The sequence below is a fragment of the Actibacterium sp. EMB200-NS6 genome, assembly GCF_001305615.1.
Classification (GTDB): domain Bacteria; phylum Pseudomonadota; class Alphaproteobacteria; order Rhodobacterales; family Rhodobacteraceae; genus Actibacterium_A; species Actibacterium_A naphthalenivorans.
The window spans coordinates 2,868,534-2,885,931 of record NZ_CP010869.1 but is presented as its reverse complement, the minus strand read 5'-3'; the positions used below and the strand labels follow the sequence as shown (position 1 = coordinate 2,885,931).

General features: G+C 63.6%; 18 protein-coding genes. 6 read left to right on the top strand and 12 right to left on the bottom strand.

Going from position 1 to position 17,398, the window contains the following annotated elements:
- Positions 1 to 43 precede the first annotated feature (43 nt).
- From TQ29_RS13965 to TQ29_RS13955, 3 genes are all read right to left on the bottom strand, one after another.
- Positions 44 to 814, bottom strand: coding sequence for an FCD domain-containing protein (locus tag TQ29_RS13965; RefSeq protein WP_054539655.1), 771 nt, complete (start codon positions 812 to 814; stop codon positions 44 to 46).
- 99 nt (positions 815 to 913) lie between these two features.
- Complete coding sequence (locus TQ29_RS13960) at positions 914 to 1,579, bottom strand: OmpA family protein (protein WP_037207138.1); 666 nt, start codon at positions 1,577 to 1,579, stop codon at positions 914 to 916.
- 117 nt (positions 1,580 to 1,696) lie between these two features.
- A complete protein-coding gene (locus TQ29_RS13955; RefSeq protein ID WP_054539654.1) occupies positions 1,697 to 2,551 on the bottom strand; it encodes a bifunctional helix-turn-helix domain-containing protein/methylated-DNA--[protein]-cysteine S-methyltransferase in 855 nt (284 codons plus the stop codon).
- 361 nt (positions 2,552 to 2,912) lie between these two features.
- On the opposite strand from TQ29_RS13955, the gene TQ29_RS13950 reads away from it, so the two are divergent.
- The 3 genes from TQ29_RS13950 to TQ29_RS13940 all read left to right on the top strand — a co-directional run bounded on the left by TQ29_RS13950 (position 2,913) and on the right by TQ29_RS13940 (position 5,885).
- On the top strand, positions 2,913 to 4,184 hold the full coding sequence (locus tag TQ29_RS13950) for a VPLPA-CTERM sorting domain-containing protein (RefSeq protein ID WP_054539653.1): 1,272 nt from the start codon (positions 2,913 to 2,915) through the stop codon (positions 4,182 to 4,184).
- A gap of 73 nt (positions 4,185 to 4,257) precedes the next feature.
- Complete coding sequence (nth, locus tag TQ29_RS13945) at positions 4,258 to 4,902, top strand: endonuclease III (protein WP_054539652.1); 645 nt, start codon at positions 4,258 to 4,260, stop codon at positions 4,900 to 4,902.
- Positions 4,899 to 5,885, top strand: a complete 987-nt coding sequence (locus TQ29_RS13940) for an adenosine kinase (protein ID WP_054539651.1) — start codon at positions 4,899 to 4,901, stop codon at positions 5,883 to 5,885. Before nth ends, TQ29_RS13940 begins: the two co-directional genes overlap by 4 nt.
- 296 nt (positions 5,886 to 6,181) lie before the next feature.
- On the opposite strand, the gene TQ29_RS13935 is transcribed toward TQ29_RS13940, so the two are convergent.
- A complete protein-coding gene (locus tag TQ29_RS13935; protein ID WP_328705653.1) occupies positions 6,182 to 6,997 on the bottom strand; it encodes a phosphate ABC transporter ATP-binding protein in 816 nt (271 codons plus the stop codon).
- Positions 6,998 to 7,102: 105 nt separating this feature from the next.
- A complete protein-coding gene (locus TQ29_RS13930; RefSeq protein ID WP_054539650.1) occupies positions 7,103 to 7,906 on the bottom strand; it encodes a sulfotransferase family protein in 804 nt (267 codons plus the stop codon).
- A 139-nt stretch (positions 7,907 to 8,045) separates the two neighbouring features.
- Between TQ29_RS13930 and TQ29_RS13925 the strand changes: the two genes are divergently transcribed.
- Positions 8,046 to 9,623 (top strand): DUF5928 domain-containing protein, encoded by a 1,578-nt coding sequence (locus tag TQ29_RS13925; protein WP_054539649.1) that lies wholly within the window; start codon positions 8,046 to 8,048, stop codon positions 9,621 to 9,623.
- 8 nt (positions 9,624 to 9,631) lie between these two features.
- Positions 9,632 to 10,015, top strand: a complete 384-nt coding sequence (locus TQ29_RS13920; protein WP_037207119.1) for an HIT domain-containing protein — start codon at positions 9,632 to 9,634, stop codon at positions 10,013 to 10,015.
- Positions 10,016 to 10,019: 4 nt separating this feature from the next.
- Here the strand turns inward: TQ29_RS13920 and TQ29_RS13915 are convergent, their stop codons facing one another.
- Entirely contained in the window at positions 10,020 to 10,943 is a 924-nt protein-coding gene (locus TQ29_RS13915) for a PHP domain-containing protein (RefSeq protein WP_054539648.1), read from the bottom strand.
- Positions 10,944 to 11,025: 82 nt separating this feature from the next.
- Here TQ29_RS13915 and TQ29_RS13910 point away from each other — a divergent pair, with 82 nt between their 5' ends.
- Positions 11,026 to 11,601: a tetratricopeptide repeat protein gene (locus TQ29_RS13910; RefSeq protein ID WP_082386657.1), complete on the top strand. Its 576-nt coding sequence runs from the start codon at positions 11,026 to 11,028 to the stop codon at positions 11,599 to 11,601.
- 60 nt (positions 11,602 to 11,661) lie between these two features.
- Here the strand turns inward: TQ29_RS13910 and TQ29_RS13905 are convergent, their stop codons facing one another.
- From TQ29_RS13905 to TQ29_RS13880, 6 genes are all read right to left on the bottom strand, one after another.
- On the bottom strand, positions 11,662 to 11,955 hold the full coding sequence (locus TQ29_RS13905; RefSeq protein ID WP_054539646.1) for a hypothetical protein: 294 nt from the start codon (positions 11,953 to 11,955) through the stop codon (positions 11,662 to 11,664).
- A gap of 51 nt (positions 11,956 to 12,006) precedes the next feature.
- The gene (locus TQ29_RS13900; protein WP_054539645.1) at positions 12,007 to 12,702 is read right to left on the bottom strand and encodes a hypothetical protein; all 696 of its coding nucleotides are present in this window, start codon (positions 12,700 to 12,702) and stop codon (positions 12,007 to 12,009) included.
- A 10-nt stretch (positions 12,703 to 12,712) separates the two neighbouring features.
- Positions 12,713 to 13,543, bottom strand: coding sequence for an ABC transporter permease (locus tag TQ29_RS13895; protein WP_054539644.1), 831 nt, complete (start codon positions 13,541 to 13,543; stop codon positions 12,713 to 12,715).
- Positions 13,540 to 14,946: an ABC transporter permease gene (locus TQ29_RS13890; protein ID WP_054539643.1), complete on the bottom strand. Its 1,407-nt coding sequence runs from the start codon at positions 14,944 to 14,946 to the stop codon at positions 13,540 to 13,542. The genes TQ29_RS13895 and TQ29_RS13890 overlap by 4 nt, the downstream gene beginning before the upstream one ends.
- Positions 14,943 to 16,073, bottom strand: coding sequence for an ABC transporter ATP-binding protein (locus tag TQ29_RS13885; RefSeq protein WP_054539642.1), 1,131 nt, complete (start codon positions 16,071 to 16,073; stop codon positions 14,943 to 14,945). The genes TQ29_RS13890 and TQ29_RS13885 overlap by 4 nt, the downstream gene beginning before the upstream one ends.
- A gap of 122 nt (positions 16,074 to 16,195) precedes the next feature.
- Complete coding sequence (locus tag TQ29_RS13880) at positions 16,196 to 17,320, bottom strand: extracellular solute-binding protein (protein ID WP_037207102.1); 1,125 nt, start codon at positions 17,318 to 17,320, stop codon at positions 16,196 to 16,198.
- Positions 17,321 to 17,398 lie beyond the last annotated feature (78 nt).

The following is a 17,398-nucleotide window of genomic DNA, read 5'->3' as shown; positions in this document are numbered from 1 at the left end:
GAAAGACTGAAAACCCGGCCTTCGCGCCGGGTTTTTTCATGCGCTATCCGCGCGCTTCTTCGTGCTGCAGCCTTTGCCGGGCGATTTCTTCGTTCCGGTCGGCGGTGTGCTGATCGTGCAGCGCATCCGAGACGAAGTTCAGATGCGCCTCGATCGCGGCGCGGGCGGCCTGCGGATCGCGTGCCTGAAGCGCCGTGTTGATCGCGCGGTGCTGGTCCAGCAGCGTGCCGCGGGTGGTGCGCTGTTTGAACATCACCTGGCGATTGTAAAACACACCCTCGCGCAGCAGATCATACATCGAGCGCATCATGTGCAGCATGATCACGTTATGTGATGCCTCTATGATCGACATGTGAAACTCGGCATCCAGCCGCGCCTCGTCGGCCGGGTTGCGCTTTGAATGGGCCGCTTCCATCTTGCGGAAGATCGTGTCGATCACCTGCAGATCGGTGTCCGAGGCCAGCCGCGCCGCCCGTTCCGCCGCCAGCCCCTCCATGTCGCGCCGGAAGGCGATATAATCGAACACCGCCTCTTCGTGATCTGCGAACAGCCGGATCAGCGCGTCGGAAAAGGAAGAGCCCAGAACCTCGGCCACAAAAATGCCGGCCCCGATCTTGCTGATCAGAAGGCCGCGTTCCTGCAGCTCGGCCACCGCTTCGCGCAGGCTGGGCCGAGAGACGCCCAGCTTTTCGGCCATCTCACGCTCGGAGGGTAGCCGCTCGCCCGGGCGCAGGATGCCGCGCAGGATCAGAAGCTCGATCTGTCGCACCACGGCACGAGAGAGCTTTTCGGGCTGAACTTTCTGAAAGGGCATTCGGGCCTCCGGCAATTGGTCAAATCATATGACCACCGCGTGGAGGCGGCAACCGGGAAAGGCCGGGCGTGCGCCGCCCGGCCTGTTGCTGCATCGCCGTCAGGCGTTGGGGCGGATGATGATATTGACCCGGCGGTTCTGCGCGCGGCCTTCCGGCGTCAGGTTCGACGCGACAGGTTCATCCTCGCCCCGCCCATAAGAGCGGATGCGCGACGAGGCGACGCCGGAACTCCGAAGAACGGAGGCCACCGAACTCGCGCGGCGTGCCGAAAGCGCCTGGTTGTAAGACGCGCTGCCGACGTTGTCTGTGTGGCCGATGATATCGACGGTGGTATTCGGATAGTCGTTCAGGCTGGCGGCAAGCACGTGCAGGTCGGATTGCAGGCTGGACGAAACCGTATCACTGTCGAAGGCGAACAGGATATCCTGCGGCATGGTCACGATCAGTTCGGACCCGGTGTTGACCACGGTGATCTGATTGTTGTCGAAATCCTGACGCAGCTCGGCGGCCTGTTTGTCAAGCCGGTTGCCGATCACGCCGCCGACGCTTGCACCGACGATGCCGCCGATGACGGCGCCCTTGTTGCGCTCTGCCGAGTTGTCACCGGTCATGGCGCCTACAGCCGCGCCAAGGGCCGCGCCAAGCGCCACGCCCTCTTTCGTGCGCTTGTCGGGGTCGCTGGTCTGAACCGAAGGATCGGTACATGCCGAAAGCGCCAGCGCGCCCATGGCGACGATGGTCAGGGGAAGTTTCGCTTGAATCATTACTGCCTCTCAGTTTGGCCCGATCTTGGGATACCGCCGAGCATATATGCATTCCTCGGCGTTTAACGAAGGGCAGCACGAAAAGTTCCGGCCGGGCGGCGGGAATTCGCCAGCGGGTCAGGGGGCGGTTGCCTCAGCCGCATCCGCGCGCGCGGCTTCCCAGGCGAGAATCGCCCGTTTGACCGGCAGGCCCCAGTGATACCCGCCCAGCCCGCCCGATTTCCGCAGGGCCCGGTGGCAGGGGATCAGAAAACTGATCGGGTTGCGCCCCACCGCGGTGCCCACCGCCCGCACCGCCTTGGGATGGCCGATGGCCTGCGCGATCTCTGAATAGGTCGTGACCTGCCCCGACGGGACACTTAGAAGCGCCTCCCACACCTTGATCTGAAAAGGGGCCCCGATCAGGTGCAGCCGCGCCTCGCCCGATTGGCGAAAGGCGGCGGAGACGGCCGGTTCCAAGCGTTCCGGCGCCTCGACGAACCGCGCGGCCGGCCAGCGGGCGCGCATGTCTTCGAACCCGGCCTCGGGCCCGGTTTCCTCGGTGAAGGCCAGCCCGCACAGGCCCTTTTCGGTGCCCATCGCCAGGGTTTCGCCGAAGGGGCCGGGAAACCAGCCGTACCAGATGGTCAGCCCGGCGCCCTTCTGGGCGAAGGTGCCGGGGCTCATCGCCTCCCAGCGCAGGAACAGATCATGCAGGCGCCCGCCGCCCGAAAGCCCGGCGCCCGCTGCGGCCTCCAACGTGGTGAAGCGTTCGCGCAACAGCGCCTTGGCATGCCCCAGCGCCAGATATTGCTGGTACCGCTTGGGCGACACACCGGCCCAGCGGCTGAACAGGCGCTGAAAATGCGCCGGGCTCATCTGCATCTCGTTCGAAAGCTCTTCCAGCGTCAGGCACGCGCCGCCCTGCGCATCGATCCTGTCGATCGCGCGGCGCATGACGTTGTAGTGATAGTTGCGTTCTGTTTCGTCCATCGCTCTTCACCCGCAGGTTCGCTTTGCCATCTATTTGGCGGCAGGCGGGGCGCAGGTCGACCCGAATGATGCGCAAATGCCTTGATGAAATCGGGAGAATAACGGGCTTTCGCTGGTTATTGTATCCACTTTAAGGCGAATGAGGGGAATTTTTGAAGATTGATTTATCTTGCGGGACGACCGGCAAATTAAGGCAAAAATGTGTTGCCATAGACATTTTGAATCACGAATATGTGAATAGGGCGCGGGAGGGTGCCCTGGGAAGTGAATTGTCAGGCGAGCCGGTCGTTCGATTGCGAAGGCCGCGATGCTCTGGACGCACCAAAAAATCAAATTTTGTGGAAGTGAATGGAGGAATGGTATGACTGCCATTGCCAAGAGACGGCTGTTTTGCACGATCTGTGCGGCCGCAATCGCGCCCGGATTGGCATCCGCCGCGACAATCACCACCTGGGACACGGCGAACGTTGTCGTCGGCCCCGCAGACCTTCCGGATGGCGAAACCGGATTCAGCGTGATCTATGATCGCGATCTCGGCGGCCTCGATCCGCTGATTTCCGGTGCGGCCTCCAATGGCCGGATCGCCTATTCCGAACCAGAGGCGACATCGCCCGGCCTGCGGGTGGAAAATGACGCCTACGAACTCGGCGGACCGGCCCCCAAGGATGTCGCCTCGGGGTGCATCATGGCCTCGAGCGCCTCGACCTGCGATGGCCCGTTCCAGAGCGGCAAGCGGTTCAAGCAGCAACTCACCGGTATCGGCGAGGTCGACCTTGTGTTCGGCGTGGATGTGACCACCGATCCGGTTGATCAGGACGGCGTGCTGAGCGTCGACGCTCCCGTCGGCTATCAGGTGTATCATCGGCTGGTGAACCTGACCGGGCAGAGCATCGAATCCTTCAGCATTCAGCTTGGCTCGGGCATTGGCGATAATTTCGTTGCCTCGAGCGCGGGCGACGGGCTGTCCTTCTCGGCTGCGTTCACCTCGGGTCCGCAGGATCTCAACGCGTTCAGCCAGTATCCGTTCGGCCTGTTCGGCGATGCCTCGACCAACCCGAACTTCACGATCGACGGGTTCTTCGACACCCAGCGAACCGGGTTCGATCTGGACATGACCGAAGATCTGATCACCAGCGGCGATATGTATGGTTCCTATTCCGACACGTTTGGCGCCTGGATGTCGCAGGAAATGGCGCCCGATGGGCTGTTCTGGGATTTCGACGGCGATCCGACCACCGATGCGCTGCTGCTGGCCTGGCAAACGCCTGACGGCGCATGGGAGGTGCGTCGCGAGGCAACGACCACCTGCACCGATCCGGCGGACCTGACCACCTGCAGCTATGGCACGACGCTGGACAGCTACACCACCTTCGCGGATGTCGCGGGCGCGGCGGATTTCCTGGGGCTGTCACTGGCAGCAGGAGAGGTTGAAACCGGGCTGATCGAAGATCTGGCGAACCTCAACGAGAACTACGCCATCCTGGTCGACGACACGTATCAGCAAGACAGGTTCACGCTGCGCGTTTCGACGGTTGCCTCGGTCGCCGCCGTGCCACTGCCGGCCACGGCACCGCTGCTGATCGCCGGTCTGGGCGCGATGGGCTTTGCCCGCCGCCGGCGCCGCCAGAGCTGAACCGGCCAAATACCACGCGCGGCGCCCCTGAAATGCAGTTGCAGAGGGCGCCGCGCCCGTGCCATCTGAAGCAATGGCCCGTCAACTCGATTATCATACCCTGCGCGCGATTTTCACCCGGTTCCGGGCGCATGAGCCCGAACCGAAGGGCGAACTGGAACATGTGAACGCCTATACGCTTGTCGTGGCGGTGGCGCTTTCGGCCCAGGCCACCGATGCCGGTGTGAACAAGGCCACGCGGGCCCTGTTCAAGATCGCAGACACACCGGAAAAGATGCTGGATCTGGGCGAGGAAGGGCTGATCGAACATATCAAGACGATCGGCCTTTACCGCAACAAGGCCAGGAACGTCATCAAGATGAGCCGCATCCTGGTTGAGGATTATGGCGGCGAGGTGCCCTCTTCGCGCGCCGCGCTGCAGTCGCTGCCCGGCGTCGGGCGCAAGACGGCGAATGTGGTGCTGAACATGTGGTTCCACTATCCCGCGCAGGCGGTCGATACCCATATCTTCCGGGTCGGTAACCGCACCGGCATCGCCGCCGGCAAGGATGTGGACGCCGTGGAGCGGGCCATAGAAGACAACATCCCGGTCGCGTTTCTGCAGCATGCCCACCACTGGCTGATCCTGCATGGCCGCTATGTCTGCAAGGCGCGCAAACCCGTCTGCCCCAACTGCATCATCCGTGATCTCTGCCCGTTCGAGGAGAAGACCCTGTGAAAAAGACCTATCAGGTTGTCGGTATCGGCAACGCCATCGTCGATGTGCTGACCCAGTGCGATGACAGCTTCCTCGATCTGATGGGGATTCAGAAAGGCATCATGCAACTGGTCGAACGCAAACGCGGCGAGATGCTGTACGGCGCGATGCGCGGCCGGACACAGGCGCCGGGCGGGTCGGTGGCGAACACGCTGGCGGGGCTGGGCAATCTGGGCCTGTCCACCGGTTTCATCGGGCGGGTACATGACGATGCGCTGGGCCAGTTCTATGCCGCTGAAATGGCCCGCGACGGCACCGATTTCGTGAACCCTCCGGTCACGGGCGGCGAGCTTCCGACCTCGCGCAGCATGATCTTCGTGTCGCCCGATGGCGAACGGTCGATGAACACCTATCTGGGCATTTCCGCCGAACTGGGCCCCGATGACGTGGCCGACGATGTGGCGGGGCAGGCCGAGATCCTGTTCCTCGAGGGCTATCTTTATGACAAGCCCAAGGGCAAGCAGGCCTTTGACCGGGCGGCAAGGGTCTGCCGCGAAAGCGGCGGCAAGGCCGGGATTACCCTGTCAGACCCTTTCTGCGTCGACCGGCACCGCGACAGTTTCCGCCGGCTGGTGAAAGAACTCGACTATGTCATCGGCAACGAGCACGAGTGGGAAGCGCTTTATCAGACCGACCTTGGCGCGGCGCTGGAACAGGCGGCATCGGAAAGCGGGCTGGTGGTCTGCACCCGGTCAGGCCACGACGTGGTGCTCGTGCGGGGCGCGGAAGAGGCGGTTGTGCCGGTCAAGCGCATCGTGCCGGTGGATGCCACCGGCGCGGGCGATCAGTTCGCTGCGGGGTTTCTTTACGGCCTTGCCACCAGTCAGTCGCTGGAAACCTGCGGGCGCATGGGCAACGTGGCCGCGGCAGAGGTCATCAGCCATTTCGGCGCCCGGCCCGAGGCGAGCCTGAAGGAGCTGTTCAGGAAAAATGGGCTGATCTGAGCCAACCCTCTGCCGCCCAGGCCCGCGCGCCTGCCCGGCGTTGGACCCGGTGCGCCCGTTCCGCGCGCGGAACTTTCTTGCCTTCGGCGAGGATACTTGACCGAAAAAGAAGCGGGCAGAAGGTGCGCCCCGGCCATCCGGACCGGGGCGGCTTCTTCTTCGGCGGTCATCGGCGTCCCCGCCTGTACCGCACGCCCAGTTGCTCCGATTCCGGTTTCTTTTTCGTTAAAATATCCTCGGGGGTGAATTGCCCCGGACTTGTTCCGGGGCAAGAGGGGGCAGACAGCCCCCTGCGCTCAGCCAAATTTTCCGCGGATGAATTCCGATGCCTGCCGGGTTTCGGCATGTTCGAAGATCTGCATCGTGGGGCCGAGTTCCAAAAGGTGGCCAAGGTGGAAATAGGCCACCCTGTCGGACACTCGCCGCGCCTCCATCATCGAATGGGTCACCACGACCACCGAATGATCTTTCTTCAGGTCGAGCATCAACTCCTCGACCCGCGCCGTCGCGATCGGATCGATGGAGCCGGTCGGCTCGTCCATCAGCAGCACTTCGGGTTCGGTTGCGAGTGCGCGGGCGATACACAGCCGTTGTTGCTGGCCGCCCGATAGCGCGGTGCCGGCCTGCGAGTGCAGGTGATCCTTCACCTCTTCCCACAGGTCGGCGCGGCGCAGGCAGGTTTCCACATGTTCATCGAGATCGGCCCGGGTGCGGGTCAGCCCGTGGATGCGCGCGCCATAGGCCACGTTGTCATAGACCGATGTGGTGAACGGGTTGGGTTTCTGCGCGACCCAGCCGAATCTTTTGCGGTGCAGCGGCGGGTCGATGTCGGGGGCATAGATATCGTGCCCGTCCATCAGGATGCGCCCTTCGATCCGGACATCCCGCGTCAGGTCGTGCATCCGGTTCAGCGCCTTCAGTGCGGTGGACTTGCCGCAGCCGGACGGGCCGATGAAAGCGAGGATCTCGGACGGGTAGAGATCGAAGTTCACGTCGAACAGCGCCTGTTTCTCTCCGTACCACAGGCTCAGGTCGAGAATTTCCATGATCGGGTCGGTGTTGCGCCCGGACGGGTGATAGATGCTTTTGGGAAGTTCTTCGTGACCTTGCATCGCGCGAGTCCCTCTGGAGGTTCGCCGCCAATGTCGCCTGATCCGTGACCGGGCAATTCGATCCAGATCAAGAAAAGCGAGGTTTCATGAAACCTTCACAAAACGTCAGTCGCCCAGCTTGGCGTGGACCTCGTCCAGATCGACCTCGCCCAGGGGCATCTTGTTGCCGGGGTTTTCGAAATCGTATTTGAAGAGGGTGAAGTCGCGCTTGTAGATTTCATAGACCAGATGCATCGACAGGTCATCGAAGTAATCCGCCACCGGATGGGCGCGTTTCGGGCCGTGGCCTTCGGATTCGTTGAAGCGCGGGATCGTGGCCAGATCGACGGTATGCGCGGTTTCGATGGCATCCAGAACCGACTGCATCCCTTCGTTGAATTTCTCGGTGAAGAAGATGTTGTCGTAGCGCCCGCCGTTCACGATGAAGGTTGAGACATGCCCCGACATCGCCGACCAGTGGATGTCCGGCTCCATCGGGCGGCGCCAGCGGATGGTGTCGCGCGCGAACAGCAGGAACCGGCGGAACGATGCGATCTGGTCGAAGTCGCCCTCCACCTCGATCCCGTATTTCTGGGTCAGCAGCGGCACGAGATTGCCGCGATAGCGCTTGCCGTTGCGCTGAATGCCGCAGATCTTGTCGAAGAAGGACGACAGGATGCGGGTATAGGGGTTGCGGACGCAGGTGAAGGCATAGGATTTATGCCCCTTCACATTGCGCTCGATCAGCTTGTGGCTGTCTTCCAGCGCCCATTTATGCATCCCCTTGGTTGCATCATGGATATCGCCGTCGAAAAACGCGCCATGGTCGGAATAGTACATGATCTGGCCGATGGTCGAGCAGGCGCATTTCGGCACGACCCGGTAAACCACGCTTTCACTTTCCGTCATCCATGTGCCCGGAAACCCCATTCGCCCTTGCCTCCATGCCGGTTGCTTTGGTGCCCGGCTTTCTCGACCTACAAAAAAGCAAAGAAATGCTGTTTATTCAACGTCCCTTCACGCTATCAACGTAAAGACTGGCCCGCATGCACGAGATACTGACCCGCTAATGGCTAAAATCGCGTATATTCTGCTGTGTCACAAGGATCCTGACGCGATCGTTCAACAGGCCGAGCGGTTGACTGCGGCGGGCGATTTCATGTCGATCCATTTCGACGCCCGCGCGAGGAAAGAGCATTTCGAGGCGATTTCCGAGGCGCTGAAAGACAATCCCAATGTCGTCTTCGCGAAAAAGCGCATCAGATGCGGTTGGGGCGAATGGTCATTGGTGCAGGCCACCCTGCATGCGGTCGAGGCCGCGGAAGAAGCGTTTCCCCGCGCCACGCATTTCTACATGCTGTCGGGCGATTGCATGCCGATCAAATCCGCCGAATACATGCACCGCTTTCTCGATGATCGCGATGTCGATCTGATCGAAAGCTTCGATTTCCTGGCGTCCGACTGGATCAAGACCGGAATGAAGCGCGAGCGGTTGATCTATCGCCATTTCTTCAACGAAAGAAAGCACAAGCGGCTGTTCTACGGGTCGTACAACTTGCAAAAACGGCTGGGGCTAACGCGGCGCATCCCGTCCGATCTGCAGATCATGATCGGCAGCCAGTGGTGGTGTCTGCGGCGCCGCACGATCGAGGCGGTGCTGGAGTTCTGCCGCCAGCGGCGCGATGTGCTGTGGTTCTTCCGCACGACCTGGATCCCGGACGAGACGTTCTTTCAGACCCTCGTGCGCCATCTGGTGCCCGAAGAAGAGATCGAGACCCGGACGCCGACCTTTCTGATGTTCTCGGACTATGGAATGCCGATCACCTTTTACAACGATCACTACGACATGCTGCTGAGCCAGGATTTCCTGTTCGCGCGCAAGATTTCGCCCGAGGCCAAAGAGCTGAAGCGGCGGCTGGGCGCGGTCTATGCCAGCCAGGGGATGGAGTTCCGGATCTCGAACGAGGGCGCCAGCCTGTTCAAGTTCCTCACCGGGCGCGGCCGCGTCGGGCGCCGGTTCGCGCCGCGTTTCTGGGAAACCGAATCGAGCCTGGGGCGCGAGCGCGAGTTGATGATCGTGACCTGCAAGAAATGGCATGTGGCCAAGCGCCTGCTGGAACGCGCCCGTCAGGTGACCAACCTGCCCGCCATCGAATACCTGTTCAACGAGGAAGACACGGCGCTGCCCGATCTGGGCGGCATCCAGTCGACGCTGGAAAAACGCACGCGGCACCGGCGCGCGCTGATGCGGATGCTGTTCGACTATTACGAGACCGACCGGCTGATGATCTGCATGGACCCGTCCAATCTGGACCTGATGCAGGATTTCTTTTCCGATCGCTGCACCACCCGGCTGCTGGAGATCCAGACGACATTCTCCGACGAATATCTGCTGGGCCACGCCAAGCGCGTGGGGCTGGCGGGCGAGCGGACGCCGCAAGAAACGATCGACCGTTTGCTGCCCACCATCCGCTATGATGTGGTGTTCGAAAGTGATCGCATCCGCGATGCAGATTTCCCCCATTTCTATCGCATCCGTGAAGAGGCGAGTGCCGATGAGAATGCAGAGCCGCTGTCGGCCTTTCTGAGCATCCCCCCCGAACAGGCGCGCGAGATCGCCGCGACCGAATATCTTTACGTCGATTGAGGACACCCATGGCCAAAACTTATGATCCGCAGAACATCTTCGCCAAAATCCTGCGGGGCGAGATCCCCAACAAGACCGTGCTGGAAACCGAGCACAGCCTGGCCTTCCACGACATCGCGCCGCAGGCCCCGCATCATGTGCTGGTCATCCCCAAGGGCGCCTATGTCTGCTATGACGATTTCGCGCTGGAAGCCTCGGAGGCAGAGATCGTCGATTTCACCCGCGCGGTGGGCGAGGTGTGCCGGATGCTGGGCGTGCAGCCTGGCGAAGGCGGCGCCGGGTTCCGTCTGATCTCCAACGCCGGCGACAATGGCCTGCAGGAAGTGCCGCATCTGCATGTGCATATCCTGGCCGGGCGCAGGCTTGGCCGGATGCTGCCCCTGCCCGAATAGGCGGTCAGTCCAGCCAGATCGGGTTCGACCAGGCGCGCTTGCCTGCCCGGTCCGCCACGGTGACACGGATCCAGGGCGAGCGCGCGAACCGGTCCAGCGGGACCGACGCGCTTGTCATCGAACTTCCGTGGATCGCCGTCGCGGCAGAGCCCTGGCCCTGCACGATCACCGCCGTCGCGGCGGAGCAGTCGACCTCGACTGCGGTGCCGGTCAGGCGGATGTCGCGAATCTCGGGGCCTTGCGAGGAATAAAAGGCGCCGTCCTTCAGCGCGGCCACCAAGGCATCGGGCTCGTTCGCCTCTGCCTTGACCATGACCCAACCGCCGAAATGATCGGGCTCGGAAAAATGCGCATCGTCGGTGGCGATCAGGTTCAGCGCGCGCCCTTCCGAAAGCAACAGGTCCAGCGTGTGGAACCCGTCCGGGCGATCGCAGCCGATGGCGCAGCCGTGGTTGTACACCTCGACGGCATGGGCTGCGTCGATGCTGCGCGCGTCTTCCAGCGTCAGGCCCGACCATTGCGGATGGGCGACGGCGACATAGGCCCCGGCCTCGGCACAGCGGCGGGCGATCTCGGGGCCGGTTTCCTGCCCCTCGACAGGCAGGAAATGCGGCGCGTTGCCAGGCGCGAAATCCGCGGGCAGGCCGACGGCCACAATATGCCAGAGTTCGCCGTTCTGCATCGCGCCGGAATGCACTTCGGCCCCCAGGATGGTGGTGAACCCGTCTGCGCGAAAGCCGGTGGTGTCGGTTACGGGATAGTCATACATGCCGATGAAATGATCGGTCAGCGCGATGAAATCATAGCCTTCCGCGCGATAGCGGCGGCACACCTCCTCTGGTGTCAGCACACCGTCGGAGCGGTTCGAATGGGTGTGCAGATTGCCGCGGTAAAACGGGCCGGGGGCGGTGAAAAAGCTGGTCGGCATCGGGTGTCCCTTCTGACATGCGCCTTCGCTTTTGGGGGCGATCCGTGAAGAGTTTGTGACAGGCTTGCAAACTGCGGCGCGGATGACTGATAAACCGGCCATGGTGGATGTCAGCAGCCTTCCCGCGCTCTTGCAGGCCGAGGATTGGGCCGGGGCGGAGCGTCTCTTGCGCCGCGCGGCGAAGGATCGGCGCGCGCCGGCGCAGGTATTCTACAACCTTGGCAAGGTGCTGGAGGCGGGCGGAAAAGCCCCGCAATCGGGGGCGTGGTATCGCCGGGCGGTGGCGGTCGAGCCCGGCTATGCCAATGCCTGGTTCGAGCTGGGGCGCTGGGCGGTCGCAGCGGAGGATCTGGTGCTGGCGGAACAGGCCTTCGCCAGGGCCGCGCGGCTGGTCCCGCAAGACATCGACGCCTGGCGCAATCTGGGCCGCGTGCGGCTGCGGCGCGGGCAATGGGCGCAGGCGCGCACGGCCTGGCTGCATCTGGGCGATGATGCGGAAGCACGGGTGGCGCTCTATCGCGTGACGGCGGAACTGGGCGAGGATACAGGCGCTGCCCGTGCCGCGCTTTTATCGGATCCGGCGCTGCGGCCGCAGGCGATGAAGGCGCTGACGCGGGTGGCGAAGGGCGCGGTGCCGCTGCGCTTTCCGAAACTGTAACCGGCGATTCCCAAAGCGGTTTTTCGCGAAAGGCGACCGGAGGGGCGTGCGGCGCCCGCCCTAATTCTGCACATATCCGTCGCCCGCCGCCTGCGATGCGCGGGCAAAGAAGACCTGACAGGCGCGTTGCTGGGTCGTGTCGGCGAATCCGTTGCGTTGCGCGCTGGCGCATTTGAACAGAAACGGTGAGGGCAGGCCGAATTCATTGGTGCAGGCCACCTCTTCCAGCCCCGAAGGATAGGCCGTCATCATCCATCCCACGCATTGCGCGCGGCGCTGCGCCAGCGGATCCGCTGCCCCGGCCCAGACCGGGCCCGCGGCAATGACCAGTGATATGAAAGCTGCCCGGATCATATGCCCCCTTTTGCCACAAAACTGTTACAAAGGGGTGGAGGCTGTAAAGCCTCAATGCCGGAAGCGGCGGCGGTAGACGCCGGTTTCCGCCTGCAACGCCTCCTGAATCTCACGGCTCTGGGTAACTTCGCCCGAATTCAGGGCAGTTGTTTCACAGCCCACCGCCTCACGCGGCACCGGGATGACCTGTGCCACCGGCGTTCCGGCGGGCAGTGTGCCCTCGAACTTCGTATCGGTCCAGAGCGCGGGGAAATGCACGTAGCCAAGGCCGAACAGATCGCAATCCACCACGCCCGACAGGGTCTGGAACGGCAGATCGGCCCGGTTCAGCGGATGGGTGAACAAAAGAGACCAGCCCGCCGGCGCCTCCAGCGTCCAGAAGTTGGTGAACTTGATGACCATCCGGGCATCCAGATTGACAGGCATCCCGCTGGCCTGCTCGGGCGCGTGCAACCCGATCGGCGCGCGGGTAAGCGGCGCGTCGGGAATGATCGGCGGGTCCCAGTCCCAACTGATCTCGCCGTCCTTCACGTGCAGATCGGTCGCCAGCGGAATCATCAGCCCCAGCGACAGCGCGTCGATGAAGGGGGGGCAGTGTTTCAGCGTCCGGATCGGCGCGCCGCCCAGCGTTTCGGCCTCGACCTGTCCTGGCATGGCGCGCAGCCAGCCGGGCAGGGCCTGAGCCGCGGGCACGGGCCGGGGCAGCAGCGGTTCGAGCTGCGGGTGACAGCGGGCGATGATCTTCATGCGGGCGACATTAGCCGCGCGTGTCCTTCCTGAGAAGGAAGGTATGCGCCAATGTCGCCGAGACCGTCAGCACGATGATGACCGTTCCCACCGCGTTGATCACCGGCGGATGGCCGTTGGCGTTGCGCGACATGGCGCCAATCTCCGTCGCGAAGGTGCAGGCGCCGCCCTTGGCGAACATGGTGGTGTTGTAATTCTCCATCGACGCCAGAAACGAGATGACGGCGGCCGAGGCCAGCGCCGGCAACAGATAGGGCAAGGTGATGCGGGTGAATACGCGAAACGGGGTGGCGCCCAGATCAAGCGCGGCCTCTTCCATCTCCACCGGCTGGCGCTGCAGGCGCGCCATCAGGATCAGCATCGGAAACCCTGCCACAAACGTCAGCTGCGCCATGACGATGGTAAAAAGGCCCGCATCCACGCCCAGCCGGCTCCAGAATACCAGCGCCGACAGGCCCAGCACGATGCCCGGCGCCAGCATCGGCGAAAGCAGCACCCACCACAGAAACCCGTTTGCGCGGCTGCGCCAGCGGGTCAGGAACACCGCCCCCGCCAGCCCCAGCAGCAGCGCCAGCGGCACCACCGCCCCCGCCACCTTCAGCGAATTGCCGAAACAGCCCACGAACCGGTCACGGTCCAGCGCGCGCAGCACCGGATCGGCGCGCAGCTGATCCTGATCGGCCCAGAAGAACGCATACCACTTGCCCGTCAGCCCCTGCCAGTCGGTGACCGAAGGCGGCGAGACATCGTTGAACGAGGTGACGATCATCAGCACCAGCGGCGCGAACATGAACAGCAGGAAGGCGCCGGTGTAAAGGTTGAGCAGCCGTTGAGAGGTCATTGTACCCTCGCGAAATCTTTCAGGCGGGTGCGCATGGCCCACATGAACAGCCCGACCAATCCGAAACAGACCAGCGTATAGGCAAAGGAATAGGCGGCCCCCACGTTGGAATTCTCGCTCTCGAAGAACTTGTTGTAGATCGTCTGACTGAACCATTCCGCCTGCAGGCCCCGGCTGATGATCCGCGGCACCGAAAACGCGCCCGCCGCCAGCATGAAGGTCGAGATGCAGCCAACGGCGATGCCCGGCTTGGAATGGGGGATGATCACGCGCCAATGCACCCGCCACGGTCGCGCGCCCAGATCCTTCGCCGCCTCGATCTGGTTGCGGTCGAGCGTCGACATCACGTTGTAGATCGGGAACACCATGAACAGTACGTAGGTATAGACGATCACCACGAAGATCGTGCCGGGCATCCGCTTGAACTGGATGGCCTCGCCCGCCTGCATGTCGATCACCCCGATCAGGTCGAAAAACGCGTTCAGCAGGCCCTGATTGTCGATGATCGCGGTCCACGCGTAGATCCGCATCAGCTCGACGATCGCATAGGGGATGACAAGGCCCAGAAACAGCCAGGTTGCGCGCTCGGGCGGGGTGGCCAGCGCCACCTTGAAGGCCATCGGGTAACACATCACCAACGCCAGCGCGGTGGCCATGATCGCAAAGCTCAGCGTGCGGGTCAGGGTGATCAGGCCAAGGCGCTTGTAGACCTCGCCCCCGCGCTCGAACCTCAGCCCCAGAAGCGTGAAGAGACGGTTGGAAAGCTGCCGCGCCTCGATTTCGCGCTGCGCCGGCGACAGCGGGATCAGCGTCGCCCCGGCCAGCGCCCCGAAATTCGAAAGCGTCAGGTTGGAAGAGCGCGCCTCCTCCTCCAGCAACCGCTTGTAAAGCGCGTCGGCAAGGTCGGCGATCTGCCCGGCCGCCGCCATCTGTTCGCGCAGCGGCAGGCTGTCGTCCACCGACAGCAGGGGCAGGTCGTAAAGCGCGTCCAGATAGACGCGCGCACCGGCCCCGCGCACCATCGAGGTATGTGTAGTGGCCCTGTCGCACTGAAGGATATAGGGCCGCGTCGCTCCGCCGGCCGCGCCCCCCGCCGAAGGCACCGCCATCCCGCCCGCCGACGGCACCGACATGCCCGAAGCGGATGGGATCGCAAGGCCGCCGCCGGCCGGGGCCACCGCCGCCGCGTCTGCCTCATAGGTCTCCAGAACGCTGATACAGGTCCGCGCGTCGCGCCCCAGCGCCCCGGCGATGGAACTGTCCAGCTGTCGCTTGGGCGATGTGACGGCGCGCTCCAGCATGGTCAGCTGCGGCAGCACGATCAGCACCAGCACCCAGCCCAGAATGGCGGCGACGAACAGCGCCACCAGCCCGCGCCCGTATCCCCGCAAGAGCGCTTTCATCGCGCGGCCAGATCTTCGCGCCCGGTGCGGGCCAGCGGCCCCTCGGGCAGGATCAGCGCGGCGGTACAGGTAAACCCGATCCGCAGGTCGGTTTCGGCGCTGATCGCCGGACCCTCTCCGCTATTGGTCAGATGCATCGCCACCGGCTGCTCCGCGCCCGCCGCCCGCATCTGCAGATTGATGAAAGCCCCCTCCAGATCGCGCCGTTCCAGCCGGGCGGTCAGATGATTGCCAAAGGGCTCGGGCCGGTCGCCCCGTTCAAAACCCATGTTCTCCGGTCGTACGAACAGAATCGCGCTGTCGCCCGGTGCCAGCCCCGCCGGATTTCGGGCGAACATCCGGCCGACGCCGGTGTCGATATAGGCCATGCCATCCTCCAGCGCGACGACGCGGCCGCGAAACTGATTGACCTCGCCCACGAAAGAGGCGGCAAAGGCTGTGGCCGGTGCGGAATATATCTCGTCCCCCGTGCCCACCTGCTCAATCCGGCCCTCGTTCATCACCGCGATCCGGTCCGACATGGTCAGCGCCTCGCCCTGGTCATGGGTGATATAGATGAAGGTCACGCCGGTCTGCTTCTGGATCGCCCGAAGTTCGGCGCGCATATGCTGGCGCAGCTTCAGATCCAGCGCCGAAAGCGGTTCGTCCAGCAACAGCACCGCCGGCTCCACCGCCAGCGCCCGCGCAATCGCGACCCTCTGCCGCTGCCCGCCGGAAAGCTCGGTGGGCTTCTTGCCGCCCTGGTCCTGCAATGCGACCAGCGCCAGCAACTCATCGGCCCGGTCAAGGCGCGCGCGGCGGGGCACACCGCGCGCCTCAAGCCCGAAGGCCACATTCTCGCGCACGCTCATCAGCGGAAAAAGCGCGAGGTTCTGGAATATCAGCGCCGTGGGCCGCGCATTCGGCGCCCGCCCGCTCTGATCCTCGCCGCCGATCAGGATGCGCCCGGCGCTGGGCTCCACGAACCCCGATACCGCGCGCAGGATGGTCGTCTTGCCACAGCCGGACGGGCCGAGGATCGAAAAGAACTCGCCCGCGCCAACGGTCAGATCGGTCGGATGCACGGCGGTAAACCCGTTGGGATAGGTGATGGAAACCCCGTCCAGCGTAACGTCCCTGCCATGCATGTCTTTCATCTTTCCCTAAATATCCCCGCCGGAGGCTCCCGCGCGCGCCACAGGCGGGCCGGCACCAAGAATGCGGGGCCCCCGGCAACAGGGGCCCCCGTTTCTCGCAGAAAAATCGCGGATCAGGCGTTGGTGATGATCTCGACGAACTCGTTGCGGATCGGGGCGAAGAACGGCGTATCGGCCTGCCACCACCACATGTTGCCCAGAACCTCCGGGGTATAAACCTCGTTGAACTGCGCCTTGAACTCCGCGCTGGCGAAATCGGCGGCGCCGGCCACGGCCGAGTTGTAGCCGGTGTTGTTGGCGAACATGCCGCCCACTTCGGGCTGCAGCATGAAGTTCATGAAGGCCACCGCCTGTTCGGGGTTCTCGGCCTGCTTCAGCATGCCGAAGCTGTCGAGCCAGGTGATGATGCCCTCTTTCGGCGCACGGTAGACGAAGTTCTTGTCCTCGCGATTCAGCAGCAGCCCGGTGGTGTCCCAGGTCTGGCCGATCACACAGCCGGCTTCCTTGAAGGCGGCGGTGGCTTCGGTCGCGTTGTTCCAGAAGGCGCCGATGTTTTCCTTGTGCTCCAGGATCCACTTGGTCACGGCGCCCCAGACGCGGCGCGCGTCGTCTTCGGATTTGTACACGTCCAGCATCCGGTTCGACGGCACTTCGCCGACGGCGTCCAGATAAAGGCCCACGCCCATGATCGCCGATTTCTGGCGGAACGCGGCGGCGCCCTTGGCGGCCTCCTGCAGGAACAGGTCGCCGAAAGAGATATCGGCATCGGCGATCGGCAGCTTGCCGCGGTTCAGGGTGATGCCTTCGGTGCCCCAGTCGAACGGCAGCAGGATCTGCTCGCCCTTGAACTGGCCGCCCAGGCTGGCGCTGTCACGCAGGAAAGAGGGGATCACGTTGCCGGTGTTCACGGCTGCCGGAACGGTCGCGAAATAGGTTTCGCCATTGTCATCGAGATAACCGGCGGAGTTGGTGATCGACGGGAAGACCACGTCGAAGCCCTTGCCGCCGTTGGCGCGCACGGTCGATTCGGCCTCGTCGTTCGAACCATAGGTGGTCAGTTCCAGCTTGATGCCGGTGTCGGCCTCGAATTTCTCGGCGATGTTCGGCTGGATATAGTCCTGCCAGGCAAAGACCTTGACCGAGCCGGACGAGGCCAGCGCGTCGGTGGCTTTCAGGACCGCGGGCGCGGCCAGCGCGGCGCCGGTCAGCTGCAATGCGGTACGACGAGTGAAGTTCATGGATGTGTCCCCTGTGTCAGTATGCGCCTCTCGCGCAGACGGAACCGCCCATAGTGCGGCGAGGTGACAGTGGCTCGA

Bases quoted from the DNA above. Each gene is read 5' to 3' on its own strand.
- TQ29_RS13965 (WP_054539655.1), bottom strand. From the start codon at position 814: ATGCCCTTTCAGAAAGTTCAGCCCGAAAAGCTCTCTCGTGCCGTGGTG.
- TQ29_RS13960 (WP_037207138.1), bottom strand. From the start codon at position 1,579: ATGATTCAAGCGAAACTTCCCCTGACCATCGTCGCCATGGGCGCGCTG.
- TQ29_RS13955 (WP_054539654.1), bottom strand. From the start codon at position 2,551: ATGGACGAAACAGAACGCAACTATCACTACAACGTCATGCGCCGCGCG.
- TQ29_RS13950 (WP_054539653.1), top strand. From the start codon at position 2,913: ATGACTGCCATTGCCAAGAGACGGCTGTTTTGCACGATCTGTGCGGCC.
- nth (WP_054539652.1), top strand. From the start codon at position 4,258: ATGGCCCGTCAACTCGATTATCATACCCTGCGCGCGATTTTCACCCGG.
- TQ29_RS13935 (WP_328705653.1), bottom strand. From the start codon at position 6,997: ATGCAAGGTCACGAAGAACTTCCCAAAAGCATCTATCACCCGTCCGGG.
- TQ29_RS13930 (WP_054539650.1), bottom strand. From the start codon at position 7,906: ATGGGGTTTCCGGGCACATGGATGACGGAAAGTGAAAGCGTGGTTTAC.
- TQ29_RS13925 (WP_054539649.1), top strand. From the start codon at position 8,046: ATGGCTAAAATCGCGTATATTCTGCTGTGTCACAAGGATCCTGACGCG.
- TQ29_RS13920 (WP_037207119.1), top strand. From the start codon at position 9,632: ATGGCCAAAACTTATGATCCGCAGAACATCTTCGCCAAAATCCTGCGG.
- TQ29_RS13915 (WP_054539648.1), bottom strand. From the start codon at position 10,943: ATGCCGACCAGCTTTTTCACCGCCCCCGGCCCGTTTTACCGCGGCAAT.
- TQ29_RS13910 (WP_082386657.1), top strand. From the start codon at position 11,026: ATGACTGATAAACCGGCCATGGTGGATGTCAGCAGCCTTCCCGCGCTC.
- TQ29_RS13905 (WP_054539646.1), bottom strand. From the start codon at position 11,955: ATGATCCGGGCAGCTTTCATATCACTGGTCATTGCCGCGGGCCCGGTC.
- TQ29_RS13900 (WP_054539645.1), bottom strand. From the start codon at position 12,702: ATGAAGATCATCGCCCGCTGTCACCCGCAGCTCGAACCGCTGCTGCCC.
- TQ29_RS13895 (WP_054539644.1), bottom strand. From the start codon at position 13,543: ATGACCTCTCAACGGCTGCTCAACCTTTACACCGGCGCCTTCCTGCTG.
- TQ29_RS13890 (WP_054539643.1), bottom strand. From the start codon at position 14,946: ATGAAAGCGCTCTTGCGGGGATACGGGCGCGGGCTGGTGGCGCTGTTC.
- TQ29_RS13885 (WP_054539642.1), bottom strand. From the start codon at position 16,073: ATGCATGGCAGGGACGTTACGCTGGACGGGGTTTCCATCACCTATCCC.
- TQ29_RS13880 (WP_037207102.1), bottom strand. From the start codon at position 17,320: ATGAACTTCACTCGTCGTACCGCATTGCAGCTGACCGGCGCCGCGCTG.